Origin of the sequence: Microbacterium esteraromaticum, assembly GCF_016907315.1 — a bacterium.
GTDB classification, from domain to species: domain Bacteria; phylum Actinomycetota; class Actinomycetes; order Actinomycetales; family Microbacteriaceae; genus Microbacterium; species Microbacterium esteraromaticum.
On the sequence record NZ_JAFBBS010000001.1, the window covers coordinates 2,507,907 to 2,523,189 of the forward strand.

A 15,283-nucleotide genomic window follows, 5' to 3' on the forward strand; every position below is an offset into this window, starting at 1 on the left:
GTCCATGTGTGGAATCGTCGGATACGTGGGCCCGCGGCCCAGCCAGGACATCCTTCTCGCGGGCCTCGCCCGCCTCGAGTACCGCGGCTATGACTCGGCGGGCATCGCCGTCATCGACGAGCAGGGTGACCTGGGCATGCGCAAGAAGGCAGGCAAGCTCGCCGTGCTGCGCGACTCGCTCGCCGAGCATGCTCTCGGCGACGGCACCACCGGCATCGGGCACACCCGCTGGGCCACGCACGGTGGCCCGACCGACGTGAACGCGCACCCGCACCTCGCCGACGACGACAAGCTGGCCGTCATCCACAACGGCATCATCGAGAACTTCAGCGCCCTGCGCGAAGAGCTCACGGGCGAAGGCGTCACCTTCCGCAGCGAGACCGACACCGAGGTTGCCGCAGCCCTGCTCGGTCGCGAGTACCGCCGAACGGGCGACCTGGCATCCGCATTCCGCGCCGTGGTCAACCGCCTCGAGGGCGCCTTCACGCTTCTCGCCATGCACGAGGACCAGCCCGGCGTCGTCGTCGGCGCCCGTCGCAACTCGCCGCTGGTGATCGGCCTCGGCGAGGGCGAGAACTTCCTCGGCTCCGACGTCGCCGCCTTCGTCGAGCACACCCGCAAGGCGCTCGCCATCGGCCAGGACCAGATGGTCACGATCACCCCTGACGAGGTCGTCGTCACCGACTTCGACGGCAACCCCGTCGAGGCGCAGCCGTTCGATGTCTCGTGGGACGCCGCCGCCGCCGAGAAGGGCGGATGGCCGTCGTTCATGGCCAAGGAGGTCGCAGAGCAGCCCGAGGCCGTCGCCAATACGATCCGCGGCCGCGTGCAGGGCGACGAGGTCGTGATCCCCGAGCTCGACGGACTCGACGAGCTGTTCATCGGCATCGACCGCGTCATCATCACCGCCTGCGGCACCGCCTCGTACGCGGCGCTGGTCGGCAAGTACGCGATCGAGCAGTGGGCGCGCGTGCCGGTCGACGTCGAGCTTGCGCACGAGTTCCGCTACCGCGACCCGGTCATCGGCGACCGCACCCTGGTGATCTCGATCAGCCAGTCGGGCGAGACCATGGACACGCTGATGGCCGTGAAGTACGCCCGCGAGCGCGGCGCACGCACGCTGTCGGTCTGCAACACCCAGGGCGCCACCATCCCGCGCGAGTCGGATGCCGTCGTCTACACGCACGCCGGCCCGGAGGTCGCCGTCGCATCGACCAAGGCGTTCTCGGCCCAGATCACCGCCCTGCTGCTGCTCGGACTGCACATGGGCCGTGTGCGCGGCACCCTGGCATCCGGAGCCGCCGCCGACGTCGCCGAGCTGCAGGCCCTGCCCGAGAAGATCGCCCAAGTTCTCGCGAACGAGAAGGAGCACGTCTCGCAGCTGGCCGGCTGGATGGCCGACACCCGCTCGGTGCTGTTCCTCGGCCGCCACGTGGGGTACCCGATCGCTCTCGAGGGCGCGCTCAAGCTCAAGGAGATCTCGTACATCCACGCCGAGGGCTTCGCCGCCGGCGAGCTGAAGCACGGACCGATCGCCCTGATCGAGCCCGGTCAGCCCGTGTTCGTGCTCGTGCCGTCGCCGCGTCATTCGGCGCTGGTGCACTCGAAGGTCGTCTCGAACATCCAGGAGATCCGCGCACGCGGGGCTCGCGTCATCGTCATCGCGGAGGAGGGTGACGCCGCCGTGCTGCCCTTTGCCGACGAGGTCATCCACATCCCGCTCGCCGGTGCCATGTTCGAGCCCGTGCTCGCCGTCGTGCCGCTGCAGATCTTCGCGATGGCGCTCGCCACCGCGAAGGGCCTCGACGTCGACCAGCCGCGCAACCTCGCGAAGTCCGTCACCGTCGAGTGAGCTGACCTCCAGCCCTCGCGTTTCAGGGGCCGGCACGCCGGATGTCAGACGGAATCACGCGCTCCGTCTGACATCCGGAGTGCCGGCCCCGTTTCACGTCCCGGCAGCGGATGGGTCCGGATGCCGCGGGCTAGGCTGAACGGGTGATCATCGGCACCGGCATCGACCTCGTCGACATCGCGCGGTTCGAGCGCTCGGTCGTGCGCACCCCGGGGCTGCTTCCGCGGCTGTTCACCGATGCCGAGCAGCAGCTCAAGCTGCGCTCGCTCGCCGCGCGGTATGCCGCGAAAGAGGCGCTGATCAAGGCCCTCGGCGGCAGCGACGGCGTGTACTGGACCGAGATCGAGATCGGCTCGGAGCCTTCGGGCAAACCCCACTTCGTGCTCAGCGGCTCGACGGCCGCGGTCGTCGCCGAGCGCGGCATCACGGCGCTGCATCTGAGCATGTCTCACGATGCGGGCCTGGCCATCGCGTACGTCGTGGCCGAGGGGACGGATGCCCGATGACCTCGGCCCTCTCTTCGCCCAGACCTGCACCTCTTGCCCATACCTGCCGTTGCTGCTGCAGGTCTCGCCGGCAGGCGCAGGTCTCGGCGATGGGGGAGAGGGCGACGACCACCGACTCGGGGGTCGGACAGACGGAGGAGAGAGGGACAGCATGAGCGTCGCGTTCCGTCAGGCGTCGATCGACCTCAGTGCCATCGCGCACAACGTGGCTCGCTTCCGCGCGCTCACCGGAGTGCAGGTGATCGGCGTCGTCAAGGCCAACGCGTACGGCCACGGCGCGCCCGAGGTGGCGACCGCCGCGCTCGCCGGAGGAGCCACCCGCCTCGGCACGGCAACGCTCGAGGAGTCGCTGGCGCTGCGCAAGGCGGGCATCACGGCTCCGCTGATGGCCTGGCTGCATGCGAACGACCGCCGCTTCGACGACGCCGTCGAGGCGCGCATCGAGATCGGCATCTCGTCTTACGAGCAGCTGCTCTCGGCATCCGCTGTCGCCCAGCCGCCGGCATCCGTGCACCTCAAGGTCGACACCGGTCTGTCGCGCAACGGCATCGCGACCGACGATCTCGACCGGGTCTTCGCCGAAGCCGCCCGCCTCGAGCGCATCGGCCGCATCCGCGTGCTCAGCATCTTCAGTCACCTGTCGGGCGCCAGCGGCGACGACGACCGCGCCCAGCTGGCCCGGTACCGGCAGATCGTCGCGCAGGCCGAGGCCCACGGCATCCACCCCGAGTTCCGCCATCTCGCGGCGACGGCCGGCGCGATCGACATCCCCGAAGCGCGACTCGACGCCGTGCGGGTCGGCATCGGGATGTACGGACTCTCTCCTTTCGCCGACCGCACGTCGGCCGAACTGGGCCTGCGTCCCGCCATGCGGCTGAGCGCCGCCATCGCCGCCGTGCGCCGCGTGCCGGCGGGCACCGGGGTCTCGTACGACTACGCCTACCGCTGCGAGAACGAGACGACGCTCGCGCTCGTGCCCCTCGGCTATGCAGACGGGGTTCCGCGCCAGGCATCCGACCGCGGCCCTGTCATGATCAACGGGCGCCGGTACACCGTCTCCGGTCGCATCGCCATGGATCAGTTCGTCGTCGACGTCGGCGACGACGAAGTGCACCCCGGTGACGAGGTCGTGCTGTTCGGCGACCCGGCGGATGCCCTTCCCAGCGCCACCGACTGGGCGGATGCCGCTGGCACGATCAACTACGAGATCGTCACCCGCATCGGTTCGCGCGTGCCCCGGAGGTCGCACTCGTGAGCATCGATCCCGCCTTCCTCGGACGGCTCGAGGTGCGCACCGCGGATGCCATGGAGAACCTCGGCCTGCGCATCGGCGAGCAGCTGCAGCCGGGCGACCTGCTGATCCTCACGGGCCCGCTCGGCGCCGGGAAGACGACCTTCACGCGCGGTCTCGCCGAGGGGCTCGGGGTGCGCGGTCCCGTGCAGAGCCCGACATTCGTGATCGCGCGCACGCACCCCTCGCTGGTCGGGGGAGCGCCCCTCGTGCACGTCGACGCGTATCGACTCGGCTCGGCGGCCGAGCTCGATGACCTCGACATCGACTTCGCACGCTCGGTGGTGGTGATCGAGTGGGGCCGGCCCATGGCATCCGCCGTGGCCGACGCCTGGTGGGACATCGAGTTCGAGCGCCCGGTCGGCGGCGATGACGACCTCGACGACGAGGATCTGGATGCCGATGCACCGCGCATCGTGACGATCGAGCGCGTAGAGGGGTGATCCGCCCGCCCACGCGCGGCGACGACGCGGCCTCAGGGATTCGCGTCGTGTCGGCGCGCGAGCGCGGCGACGATCGCGTCGGCTCCGGAGGCAGCGGCAGAGACGTTCTCGTCTTCGACGGCTCTGACGATCTCGGAGCGCTGGATGCGTGTCTCACGAGGCGCTTTGATGCCGACCCGGATGCTGTCGCCCTTGACGTCGAGCACAGTCACCTCGATCTCGTCGCCGATCAGCACGCTCTCGCCGATTCGCCTCGTCAACACCAGCATCAGATCAGCCTATCGGCGTCGGCGGCACGGCGCCGCTGACGGCAGGCTGCGCGGTGTCTCGCACCACACCGACCGTCTCGATCGTGAAGGAGCCCGACGCCTCGGTGTACGACAGCACCGGGAGGCCGTCGGTCTGCGCCGATACGAGGCGGCGCACGGCGCTCCGCAGCGTGGGGGCGCACACGAGCACGGGTTCGCCGCCTGCGCCGGCCGCGGCGGCGGTCGCTGCGTGACGAACGGACTCGATCACCGCCTCCATGCGCTGCGGATCGAAGACGATCTGGGGGCCGTCGTCTCCCATGCGCAGGCTCTCGAGCATCGCCTGCTCGAGAAGGGGATTGATCATGATCACGCGCAGCACGCCATCTTCGGCGAAGCGCGCGGCGATCGCGGGGCCGAGCGCGGCACGCGCGGCCTCGATCAGCCCCTCGGGCTCGGTCGACGTCCTCGCGCGCAGCGCCAGGGCCTCGTAGATGCGGCTGAGGTCGTTGATCGGCACGCGCTCGGCCAGCAGCCCCTGCAGCACTCGCTGCACCTCGGCGAGCGACAGCAGGGCTGGTGTCAGCTCTTCGACGGCCGCAGGCGACACCTGCTTGAGAGCGTCGGTCAGCTGCCGCACGTCCTCACGGCTGAGCAGCCTGGCAGCACCCGCATGGATCACGCTCGACAGGTGCGTGATGACCACGCTCGCCCGGTCGACCACGGTCGCCCCGGCGAACTCGGCGCTGTGCCGCATCTCGATCGGGATCCACTTGCCCTCGAGCCCGAAGACGGGGTCGTGCACGGCCGTTCCCGGCAGCGTGTCGAGCCCTGCCCCGAGGGCGAGCAGACGGCCGGGGGGCACGATCCCGCGCCCCGCCTCGACGCCCGCGATGCGGATCACATAGGTCGATGGGGCCAGCTCGATGCTGTCGCGCGTGCGCACCGGCGGCACGACGAGGCCCAGATCCAGGGCGATGCGTCGGCGCAGCGCCTTGACCCGCGCCAGCAGGTCGTCCGGCCCTCCGGTCACCAGGTCGACCACATCGGAGGCGAGCTGTATCTCGAGAGCGTGCACGCGCATCCGCTCCATCAGCTCCTCGGGGCTGTCGGATGACACGGCTTCCACCGCCGGCTCGTCGGCTGCGGCGGCATCCGCCTGCGTCGCCTTGACGCGCTGCGCAGCGAGGATCAGCAGGGCGCCGACGACGAGGAACGGCAGCACCGGCATGCCGGGGATGAAGGCCATCACGATGGCCGCGCATCCGGCGATGCTGAGCGCGTTCACCGACTGTCCCAGCTGTGCGAACGCCGCACTGCCCATCTCGGTCTCGGCGTTCGAGCGGGTCACGATCATGCCCGTCGAGACGGCCATCAGCAGTGCCGGGATCTGCGTGACCAGACCGTCGCCGATGGTCAGCAGGCTGTAGGTGCTGACCGCCTCGTCGATGGCCATGCCGTGCGAGACCATGCCGATCGCGATGCCGCCGACGATGTTGATGATGATGATCACGAGACCGGCGATCGCGTCGCCCTTGACGAACTTCGACGCGCCGTCCATCGCGCCGTAGAAGTCGGCCTCGGCAGCGACCTCGGCGCGGCGTTCGCGCGCCTGGGCATCGGTGATCAGGCCGGCGTTGAGGTCGGCGTCGATGGCCATCTGCTTGCCGGGCATCGCGTCGAGTGTGAACCGCGCACCCACCTCGGCGACGCGCTCCGCGCCCTTGGTGACCACGACGAACTGGATGACGACGAGGATGAGGAACACGACCGCGCCGATGATGAGCGAGCCGCCCACGGCGATCGCGCCGAAGGCCTCGATCACCTGTCCCGCATACGCCTCGCCGAGCACGAGACGGGTGGATGCGACGTTGAGTCCGAGGCGGAACAGCGTCGCCACGAGCAGCAGCGAGGGGAAGACGGAGAAGTCCAGCGGGCGCCGGATGAACATCGTCGTCAGCAGGATCACCAGCGCGAACAGGATGTTCAGGATGATCAGCAGGTCCAGCAGCAGCGGTGGCACTGGCACGACCAGCAGCATGATGATGCCCACCACGGCGATGGGCACCGCGATCCTGTTCACCGTTCCCCGCATGCGTCACTCCTTCTCGTCATCAGCCCACCCGCGTCATCACGCGGTCTTCACCGGCAGCGAGTGCACACCGCGCGCGGCGCCGCGTCTGCGCAGCATGTCCACGAACACCAGCACTCTCGCCACCGCGGTGTACAGCTCTTCGGGGATCTCCTGTCCCAGTTCGCAGGCCGCGTGGAGGGCGCGGGCAAGCGGCACGTCGCGCACCATCGGCACCCCGGTCTCGACCGCCCGCTCGCGGATGCGCTCCGCCACGACGCCCTTGCCCTTGGCGACCACCTTGGGCGCCGACCGCCCGGCCTCGTAGCGCAGTGCCACGGCCACATGCGTCGGGTTGACGAGCACCACGTCCGATCCGCCCACGGCGGCGATCATGCGGTTGCGGCTCATGGCGAGCTGGCGGGACCGGCGCTGGTGGCGGATCAGCGGGTCGCCCTCCGAGTTCTTGTGCTCATCGGTCACCTCGCGCTTCGTCATGCGGGTGTGCTTGCGGTTGCGTCGCATCACGACGAACACGTCGATCGCGGCGAGGGCGAGGCCCACAGCCACCGCGACCTGGAGCAGAGCCGCGACCCCGCCGGCCGCGGTGCCCAGCAGACGAGTGATCGAGTGCGCCCCGCTGACCGAGAGCACGGGGACGAGCGACGCGATCACGGCCCACAGCGCCACCGCGATGGCGGCGGTCTTGAGCAGGGCCTTCGCGCCCTCCCAGAGCGCCTGCATGCCGAACAGGCGCCGCACGCCAGCCACGAGGTTGAACTGCTCGTAGCGGCCGGACAGCTTCCGCATCCGCACCCCGCCCTGCACGACGGCGCCGATCAGCGTGACGACAGCGACGCTGACGAGCAGCGTGCCGAGGGTGGGCAGCACCGACCCGAGGCCGAGCCCCAGCACCCCCAGCGCCGCCTCGGCGGAGGGCCTGTTCGCGATCGACGTCAGGGCGACGAGCTGCTCGGTACCAGCGCTGGCGCCAGCGGCCATGGCGGCGGGCATGGCGATCGCCGCCGCGGCGATGCCGAGCCACGCGGTGAGATCCTGGCTGCGCGAGAGCCGGCCCTTCTGACGGGCTTCGCGCAGATGCTTCTCGGTCGCCTTCTCGCTGCGCTCGCCGCTGTCGCTCACCTGCCCACCCCCTGCATCATGTGCAGCGCCTCGGAGGCGAGGGCGTTGACGATGCCCGGCAGCGCGACGAAGGTGAAGCCGGCGAGCACGAGCGTCAGGAGGATCTTGATCGGGAAGCCCATCGCGAACGCGTTCAGCGCTGGCGCTACGCGCGTGACGAGGCCGAGACCGGCATCCGCGAGGAAGAGCACGAGCAGCAGAGGGCCGGCGATCTGCACCGCGCCCAGAAACATCTGCACCACGCCGTCGACGAGCAGCTCAGCGGGCGAAGCGAGGTCGAGGACGCCGTCGAGAGGCACCGCGTCGAAGCTGCGGGCCAGGCCGCCGAGCACGATCTGGTAGCCGCCGGAGGCGAACAGCAGCGCGAAGGCGGTGACGTGGAAGAGGCGGGTGAACTGCGCGCCGTTGACCAGCGAGTGCGGGTCGAACGCCTGCGCGAGCTGGAAGCCGCCGAAGACGTCGATCAGTCCGCCGGCGGCCTGGACGGCCGAGAAGCAGACGAAGACGAGGAAGCCGAGCACCGCGCCCGTCAGCACCTGCAGCGTGAGCGCGCCCAGGAAACCCGCGGTGTCGAGGGACTCATATCCAGGCGCGACCACGCCCGACATCGCGAGTGCCAGCGCCATCGCGAGCATCGCCTTGACCCGCACGGGGAACGCGCCGTACGAGAACGGCGGTGCGATCATGATGAACGCCGTGATGCGCACCCCGGCGAGCATCGTCGCCTCCAGCCATGCGAAGTCGATCGGGATGTGCACGTCAGCCGCCGCTCAGCAGCATCGGGATGCGGTCGAACATCGTCTCTGTGAACTGCACGATCTCGGAGATCATCCAGTTGCCCGCGATGAGCAGCGCGATGCCCACCGCGACGATCTTCGGCACGAACGACAGCGTGACCTCCTGCACCTGCGTGATCGACTGCAGCAGCGAGATCGCGAACCCGACGACGAGCGCGGTGATCAGCAGGGGAGCGGCGAGCTTGGCCGCGATGAGCAGGGCCTCGCTGCCGATGTCGAGCACGGCTTCGGGAGTCATCCTGCACCGCCATAGCTCTCGATCAGCGTGCGGATGATGAGTCCCCACCCGTCGACGAGGATGAACAGGAGGATCTTGAACGGCAGCGAGATCATCACCGGCGGGAGCATCATCATGCCCATCGACATCAGCGCGGCGGCGACGACCAGGTCGATGACGAGGAAGGGGATGAAGATGACGAAGCCGATGATGAACGCCGCGCGCAGCTCCGAGATCATGAACGCGGGGATCAGGGTGTACAGCGGAACGCTCTGCGGGTCCTCAGGGTTCGGCATCCCCGCCACTCTCGTGAGCAGCGCGAGATCCTCCTCGCGGGTGTACCGCAGCATCCAGTCGCGCAGCGGGGGCTGACCGAGCTCGACCGCCTGCGTGAAGGTCAGCGACCCGTCGATGTACGGCTGCACGGCGACCGTGTTGATGTCGACGAGCACCGGCCACATGATGAACAGCGACAGGAACAGCGCGAGGCCGGCGAGCACCTGGTTCGGCGGGATCGTCGGCAGGGAGAGCGCGTTGCGTGTCATCGCCAGCACGACGAAGATCTTCGTGAACGACGACATCATCAGCAGCAGCGCGGGCGCGATCGACAGCAGGGTGATGCCCAGCAGTGTGAGGATCGACGACGAGGGCGACCCGTCGGCGCCGTTGATGTCGATGGTGATGCCCTGGTCGTCGGACCCGGGCGCGGCGGGCGGGGTCGGCGAGACGGGGTCGTCCGGCTCGTCGACCGTCGCGGACGGCGAGACGGATGCCGAGGTCGCCGGCGTCGCCTGCTCGACTCCTGCGTGCGCTGCGCCCCCGGTCCACAGCACGAACGCCCCGATCAGTGCCGCGCAGATCAGCATCAGCAGGGCGCCGCGACGGACGCCTCCCACGGCGGCGCTCATCGCGCGCGTCGCAGGAACTCTGCGGTCTGCCGCCAGGTCTGCGGAGAGAGGATCGACCCGCTGAGCGGATCAGGAGAGCCCGGGCGGTGCGGGGCAGCTGCGGCAGGACGGCGGTGGCGCCGGAGAGACGGCTGCGCGGATGCCCGCTCGGTCGCCAGCAGCTGATCGAACGAGTCGCCTTCGGCGCCAGACTCCGCGCGCGCGGAGTTCTCGCCCAGATGCACGACGGGGCGGGTGACATGGTCGGCGGCCGCGCGCTCGATGAGATTCACACCGTGCTCGGTGACTCCGAGCACATAGCGCGCGTCATCGGTCTCGACGATGACGAGCTGGGCCTTCCCGCTGAGCGCGCGCCGCGCGACGACGGTGATCTCGACGCCTTCGCGGCGCTGCTGCATCTTCTTGCCGACCCGGCGCTGCAGGTACCAGAGCAGCCCGAGCACCGCCGCCAGTGACAGGGCGACGCGCAGCAGCAGGAGCAGCTCGTCCAGATCAGGCCTCGGCGTTCTCGAGGATGCGGGTGATGCGCACCGCGTAGTCCTGATCGACGACGACGATCTCGCCGTGCGCAATGACGCGGCCGTTGAGCAGCACATCCGCGGGGGCGCCGGCGGAGCGGTCGAGTTCGACGATGCGGCCCGGTTCGAGATCGAGCACGTCTCGTACGGCCATGCGGGTGCGACCCACTTCGACGGTGAGATCCATCTCGACGCCCGCGATGCGCTGCAGTCGGCGTGACGCAGCCGGCGCGGCCTGCGGGGCGCGCGTGAGGCGCACGGCAAGACGGCCCAGCACACGGCCGGCGTCATCCTGCAGGTCGAACACCCGGGCGGCGGGGTGCGCGAACACCGCAGAGGCGTCTCCGAGGGCCGCGGGATCGAGCCGGCCGGCGCCGAGCACTCCGACCGCTGCTTCCAGAGGACCCTGCAGGCGCTCGGTGAGCGGCGCCTCTCCGAGCCCGTCGATCAGGGCATCCGGCTCGAAGATCTGCACCGCGAGCTGCGCGCTGGCCTCGCCGACGTACGCGACGATCACCGCATCGCCGGTGTCGCCGGAGGCCTGCGATGCGACGGCCGTCGCGGGCGCTGCCGTGGGCAGGCGCGCGGCGAGAGCGGCGGCGACGGCGGATTCGTAGGCGATGCTGCTGGTCACGAAGGCTCCTGGGCGGTGACGGACGTCGTCGCGGTGACGACGCAGGCGAGACGGGCGCCGCTGGCGCCCACGGCGGCCGTGGCCACGGGCTGATCCCCGACCATGAGGTCGAGCGGCCGGTCGGCGGTGTGCGGAAGCGTGAGGAGGTCGCCGACGGCGAGATCGAGCACGTCATGCGGGCGCACCCTGCGAGGGGTGAGCCGCAGCGCGAGCTCGACCGGCGTCTGCTCCACCTGACGGTCGATGGCGCCGGGCGACGTGGTCTCCGGCACCCCGGTTGCGACGGCCGTCAGGGCGCGGAGGATCACGGATGCCGGAAGCATCACGCTCGCGCCGAGCGCCCTGCCGCCCGAGCGGATCGAGAGCTGGGCGACGATCACGGGTTCGTTCGCCGCAGCCACCTGGGTGAACTGCGAGCTGTGCTGGATGCCCGCGATCGTGATGCCGTCAGGCAGCAGCCCGTCGAGGGAGCGGGTGAGGTGCTCGATGGCATCCTTCATCACCGCGCCGACGAGCGCCTGCTCGATGTGGGTGAGCGGGCGTGCCTCGGCGGTGTCGACGGGCCGGCCGCCGACCATCTGCACCACCCAGGCGGTGGCGAGCGAGGCGGGGAACTGGATCACGGCCCGCGCGTCGGTGCCGGGCATGGCGCACACGACGAGCGTCGTCGCCGGCGGAAGCGATCCGCCGTACTCGTCATAGGTCTGCATCGCGACCGCCTCGACGACGACGTGCGAGCGTCCGTGGGTGCGGGCGGACAGCTGCGAGCCCCACTGCCGGGCGAACGTCTCGAACGCCATCTCGAGGATGCGGGCGTGCTCGCGCGACAGGGTCGTCGAACGCCCGAAGTCGTACAGCTCGACGCTGCGCTGCGCGCGCACGTCTGAGCGCGCGCTGTCCTCGATCACCACGCCCCCGACTATCGGGCGGTGATCTGAGCGCGTAAGCAGAACGATGGATCAGCGGGAGGGCGCTGTCGCCTGCAGAGCCGGAAGCAGCTGTCGCACCTCCTCGTCGGCATCCGAGAGCACGACGACGTCGACTCGCCTGTTCTTCGCGAGCGCTTCGGGGCTCGCCCCCTTCACCACGGGCCGCGCGTCGCCGAAACCGACCGACTGGATGACGGCGGGGTCGATACCACCCGACTCGACGAGGTGACGAAGCACCTGGGTGGAGCGACCGGCCGACAGCTCCCAGTTCGTCGCGAAGGGGGCGACGGACTGCCTGCTGTCGGCGTGCCCCTCGACGGAGATCTGGTTCGGGATGGTGACGAGCACCGAGCCGAGGGCATCCAGGATCTCGACGGCCGCGGGGGCGAGGACGGTGCTGTTCGTGGCGAAGAACGTCTCTGCGCTCACGAGGCTCACGGTGAGTCCGCGCGAGTCGATCGTGAACGTGGCGGCGTCTGCCAGACCGCGCTGGGCGAGAGCGTCGCGGATGCGGTCGCGCAGCGCCGACAGATCATCGAACTCCTTCTGCGCAGCCGACAGCTCCACGTCGGCGAAGCCCTCGCTCTTCTCGTCGAGCATGTCTGCCGGCACCACGACCCCCTGCGACGTGTCGACCTCGTCGGTCTTCTCCTGCCCGAATCCGGTCGCCAGCGAGGCGCTCAGCGCTTCGAACTTCTCCTGGTCGACGGACGACATGGCGAAGAGCACGATGAACATGCACATGAGCACGGTGATCATGTCGAGGTACGACGCCATCCACCGCTCGTCAGGGCCCGAGTGACCCTCGGGCTCTATCCGCCGGCGTCGGCGGACGCTCACAAGCCGACCTCGGCGAACGGCGACACGCCCTCGCTGTCGTCGCGGCCCTTCTTCTCGGCCTTGCGCTTGTCGCTCTTGTCGCTCTTGCCGCGCTTGCCGCCGCCGGAGTCGGACACCAGCGCGCGGAGGCGCTCTTCGACATGAGCCGGAGCCGCGCCGGCCTGCACGGCGAGCATGCCCTCCATGAGCACGGTCATGCGCTCCAGCTCCAGCTCGCCGAGCCGCTGCAGGCGGCCGCCGATCGGCAGCCAGATGAAGTTCGCCGACAGCAGGCCCCACAGGGTGGCGACGAAGGCGGCGGCGATCATGGGTCCGAGGGTGTCGGGCTCGTCGAGCTTCTCGAGCACGTGCGTGAGCGACACGACGGTGCCGATGATGCCGACAGTGGGGGCGAAGCCTCCGAGAGTCATGAAGAACCGAGACGCGGTCCGGTTGCGGGCGGCTGCTGATGCGATCTCGTCTTCGAGGAGGATGCGCAGGTCTTCGGCGTCGATCCCGTCGGCGATGCTCTGCAGCGCCTGGCGCAGGAACGGGTCCTTCTCGTCGGGGACGCCCTGCTCGAGGGAGAGCAGGCCCTCTGTGCGCGCCTTCTCGGCATGGCCGACCACGGTGCCGATCACGCCGTGCGCGGTGCGTCGCTCTCCGCGGAACGCGCGCGGCAGCGCGGCCAGTGCGTGCAGGAAGTCGCGCACCGTGCCGCTGGCGATGCCGACCGCGATGGTGCCGCCGAACACGAGCACCATCGGCGCAGGGAGGAGAAGAGCCGTGACCGACGCGCCCTCCATGTTGATCATGGCGAGCAGCGAGCCGAAGGCGAGAAGGAGGCCGAGGATGAGTCCGATGTCCATCAGAGTCCCTCCGCCTGCTGTGCGGATGAGAGACGGGAAGCCTGTGCGAGGACGGATGCGCGGAACGCGGTGATCTGCGCGATCAGCTCCTCCATGGTCTCCCGCACGACGAAACGCGCACCGTCGACCATGACGATCGTGGTGTCAGGGGAGGCCTGCACCCGTTCGATCAGGTCGGGGTTGACCGCGAACCTGCTGAGGTTCAGGCGCGTGACGACGATCATGAGCTCCATCCTGGAAGATCGGCCCCGGCGCGGAGCCGGTGCGAAGACGGCCCATCCTGGTCCGTCGCCAGTGACTGTCGGCACTCGCGGGCATCGCGTTAGCGCAGAGCAGCCACCCGCATGCGGTCGCAGGCCCCGTGCGCGGCCTCTTCAGGGGAAGGGCTGCGGCACGGGGCCTGCGAAAGGGGAGCGGACGCCGGTCGGCTGGTCAGCGCTTGAGGTTCGTGAGTTCCTGCAGCACCTCGTCGCTGGTGGTGATGATGCGAGCGTTCGCCTGGAATCCGCGCTGCGCCACGATGAGGTTCGTGAACTCCTGCGAGAGGTCGACGTTCGACATCTCGAGTGCGCCGCTGATGATCCCGCCGAGGCCATCCTGACCGGCTTGCCCGACCGTCACCTGGCCGGAGTTGGCGGTCGGGCGGAACTGCGACGAGCCCGCCTTCTCGAGTCCGCCCGGGTTGGTGAAGCCGGCGAGCGCGAGACGCGCGAGCACGCGCGTCTCGCCGTTGCTGAACGTGCCCATGAGGCTGCCGTCCTCGGTGAGCGCATAGGAGGAGAGGGTGCCGGCGGGGCGGCCGTCCTGCTCGCTCAGTGCGACGGTGCTGACCTTGCTGAAGCCGGTGAGCTTCGACAGGTCGACGGTGATGCCGTTGGAGACGAGTTCCGTCGGGCCGCTGAGCTCGCCGTCTGCAAGAGTCAGCGACACGCTGCTGCCCCCGCTCGCGATGTCCCAGCCGGTGCCTGTGCGGGTGAATGTCATCCGCAGTGTGGTCGATGCCCCGCCGGCGTCGTAGACCTGGATGTCGCGGATGAGCTGCTCGCCCACGGCGGTCTCGGCCGGAAGGTTGCCTGTGGCGCCGGCGCGGGTGGTGGTGACTGCAGGTGCCACGGCGCCGACAGGCAGGGTGATGCTGCCGAGCGCCTGTCCGCCCGTGACCACGCCGTCCTGCGCGGTCCACCCCTGCACGAGCGCGCCGTCGGCACTCGTGAGGCGCCCGGCTGCGTCGAAGGAGAACCCTCCGTTGCGGGTGTAGAGCGTCTCGCCGCCAGAGCGGAGCATGAAGAAGCCGTCACCCGCGATCATCAGGTCGGTCGGCACGCCGGTCGGCTGCGGGGCGCCGGAGGTGAAGTTCGTGCGGATGCCTGCGAGCTGCACGCCGAGGCCGACCTGTGCCGGGTTCGACCCGCCGGCGTTCGTGCCGGGGCCCATCGAGTTCTGCACGAGCTGGGACAGGGAGTCCTGGAACTGCGCGGCGGAGGACTTGAACCCGACGGTGTTGACGTTGGCGATGTTGTTTCCCGTGACGTCGAGCATGGTCTGGTGGGTGCGCAGACCGGAGATGCCGGAGAAGAGCGAGCGGAGCATGGTGTGCCTTTCAGGAGGAGATCTGGGTCAGGCCCGAGATGGCGTCGAGCGGGACGTTCTCGTCGCCGATGGTGACGAGGGGAACGGGGCCGGCGAAGGACACCGAGGTGACCGTGCCGGACTGGGTGACGCCGTCGGCGTCGACGTACTGCGCTTCCCGACTGATGAGCCCTGCCGCCGTCTGGCGCATGCTCAGCGCGAAGCTCTCGGACGTCATCGTCGTGAGCTGGGTGAGCTGCTCCATCGATGCGAGCTGAGTGGTCTGCGCGATCATCTCGTTGGTGTTCATCGGCGAGCTCGGATCCTGGTTCGACAGCTGGGTGACCAGCAGCTTGAGGAACACCTCCGAGTCGAGCACCTTCTTCTGGGCAGCGGGTGGTGCAGTGCTGCCGGTGTGCAGGCCGCTCGTGGCTGTGATCGGTTCGACGGAGGGCATCGTGCTCCTTTC

The 15,283-nt window shown here is 69.7% G+C and carries 18 protein-coding genes; 4 read left to right on the forward strand and 14 right to left on the reverse strand.

The genetic code is table 11. The features are described 5' to 3' along the window. Positions 1 to 4: 4 nt before the first annotated feature. The 4 genes from glmS (at position 5) to tsaE (ending at position 4,092) form a co-directional block, all read left to right on the forward strand. A complete protein-coding gene (glmS, locus tag JOE67_RS11945; RefSeq protein WP_204975772.1) occupies positions 5 to 1,852 on the forward strand; it encodes a glutamine--fructose-6-phosphate transaminase (isomerizing) in 1,848 nt (615 codons plus the stop codon). 143 nt (positions 1,853 to 1,995) lie between these two features. After that, on the forward strand, positions 1,996 to 2,358 hold the full coding sequence (locus tag JOE67_RS11950; protein ID WP_204975773.1) for a holo-ACP synthase: 363 nt from the start codon (positions 1,996 to 1,998) through the stop codon (positions 2,356 to 2,358). Between the two features lie 151 nt (positions 2,359 to 2,509). Continuing rightward, positions 2,510 to 3,613 (forward strand): alanine racemase, encoded by a 1,104-nt coding sequence (gene alr, locus JOE67_RS11955; RefSeq protein WP_204975774.1) that lies wholly within the window; start codon positions 2,510 to 2,512, stop codon positions 3,611 to 3,613. Beyond that, the gene (gene tsaE, locus JOE67_RS11960; protein ID WP_420827647.1) at positions 3,610 to 4,092 is read left to right on the forward strand and encodes a tRNA (adenosine(37)-N6)-threonylcarbamoyltransferase complex ATPase subunit type 1 TsaE; all 483 of its coding nucleotides are present in this window, start codon (positions 3,610 to 3,612) and stop codon (positions 4,090 to 4,092) included. Before alr ends, tsaE begins: the two co-directional genes overlap by 4 nt. A 32-nt stretch (positions 4,093 to 4,124) precedes the next feature. Here the strand turns inward: tsaE and csrA are convergent, their stop codons facing one another. The 14 genes from csrA to JOE67_RS12030 form a co-directional block, all read right to left on the reverse strand. Continuing rightward, a complete protein-coding gene (gene csrA, locus JOE67_RS11965; RefSeq protein WP_204975775.1) occupies positions 4,125 to 4,361 on the reverse strand; it encodes a carbon storage regulator CsrA in 237 nt (78 codons plus the stop codon). Positions 4,362 to 4,365: 4 nt separating this feature from the next. Then, entirely contained in the window at positions 4,366 to 6,435 is a 2,070-nt protein-coding gene (locus JOE67_RS11970; RefSeq protein ID WP_204975776.1) for a flagellar biosynthesis protein FlhA, read from the reverse strand. A 36-nt stretch (positions 6,436 to 6,471) separates the two neighbouring features. Then, entirely contained in the window at positions 6,472 to 7,554 is a 1,083-nt protein-coding gene (locus JOE67_RS11975) for an EscU/YscU/HrcU family type III secretion system export apparatus switch protein (RefSeq protein WP_204975777.1), read from the reverse strand. Next, positions 7,551 to 8,312, reverse strand: coding sequence for a flagellar biosynthetic protein FliR (locus JOE67_RS11980; protein ID WP_204975778.1), 762 nt, complete (start codon positions 8,310 to 8,312; stop codon positions 7,551 to 7,553). The genes JOE67_RS11975 and JOE67_RS11980 overlap by 4 nt, the downstream gene beginning before the upstream one ends. A 1-nt stretch (position 8,313) precedes the next feature. Then, positions 8,314 to 8,589, reverse strand: coding sequence for a flagellar biosynthesis protein FliQ (gene fliQ, locus JOE67_RS11985; RefSeq protein ID WP_204975779.1), 276 nt, complete (start codon positions 8,587 to 8,589; stop codon positions 8,314 to 8,316). Next, positions 8,586 to 9,476, reverse strand: a complete 891-nt coding sequence (fliP, locus tag JOE67_RS11990; protein WP_274606822.1) for a flagellar type III secretion system pore protein FliP — start codon at positions 9,474 to 9,476, stop codon at positions 8,586 to 8,588. The genes fliQ and fliP overlap by 4 nt, the downstream gene beginning before the upstream one ends. Then, the gene (locus JOE67_RS11995; protein ID WP_338041594.1) at positions 9,473 to 9,919 is read right to left on the reverse strand and encodes a FliO/MopB family protein; all 447 of its coding nucleotides are present in this window, start codon (positions 9,917 to 9,919) and stop codon (positions 9,473 to 9,475) included. The genes fliP and JOE67_RS11995 overlap by 4 nt, the downstream gene beginning before the upstream one ends. A gap of 49 nt (positions 9,920 to 9,968) precedes the next feature. Further along, complete coding sequence (gene fliN, locus JOE67_RS12000; protein ID WP_204975781.1) at positions 9,969 to 10,628, reverse strand: flagellar motor switch protein FliN; 660 nt, start codon at positions 10,626 to 10,628, stop codon at positions 9,969 to 9,971. After that, complete coding sequence (locus JOE67_RS12005) at positions 10,625 to 11,539, reverse strand: FliM/FliN family flagellar motor switch protein (RefSeq protein WP_204975782.1); 915 nt, start codon at positions 11,537 to 11,539, stop codon at positions 10,625 to 10,627. The genes fliN and JOE67_RS12005 overlap by 4 nt, the downstream gene beginning before the upstream one ends. Positions 11,540 to 11,587: 48 nt before the next feature. Continuing rightward, complete coding sequence (locus JOE67_RS12010; RefSeq protein ID WP_204975783.1) at positions 11,588 to 12,397, reverse strand: flagellar motor protein MotB; 810 nt, start codon at positions 12,395 to 12,397, stop codon at positions 11,588 to 11,590. After that, complete coding sequence (locus tag JOE67_RS12015) at positions 12,394 to 13,245, reverse strand: motility protein A (RefSeq protein ID WP_204975784.1); 852 nt, start codon at positions 13,243 to 13,245, stop codon at positions 12,394 to 12,396. Before JOE67_RS12015 ends, JOE67_RS12010 begins: the two co-directional genes overlap by 4 nt. Continuing rightward, positions 13,245 to 13,469, reverse strand: a complete 225-nt coding sequence (locus JOE67_RS12020) for a flagellar FlbD family protein (RefSeq protein WP_204975785.1) — start codon at positions 13,467 to 13,469, stop codon at positions 13,245 to 13,247. Before JOE67_RS12020 ends, JOE67_RS12015 begins: the two co-directional genes overlap by 1 nt. Before the next feature lie 208 nt (positions 13,470 to 13,677). Continuing rightward, entirely contained in the window at positions 13,678 to 14,835 is a 1,158-nt protein-coding gene (locus tag JOE67_RS12025; RefSeq protein ID WP_204975786.1) for a flagellar hook protein FlgE, read from the reverse strand. Positions 14,836 to 14,845: 10 nt separating this feature from the next. Beyond that, complete coding sequence (locus JOE67_RS12030; protein ID WP_204975787.1) at positions 14,846 to 15,271, reverse strand: flagellar hook assembly protein FlgD; 426 nt, start codon at positions 15,269 to 15,271, stop codon at positions 14,846 to 14,848. Between the last annotated feature and the right edge of the window lie 12 nt (positions 15,272 to 15,283).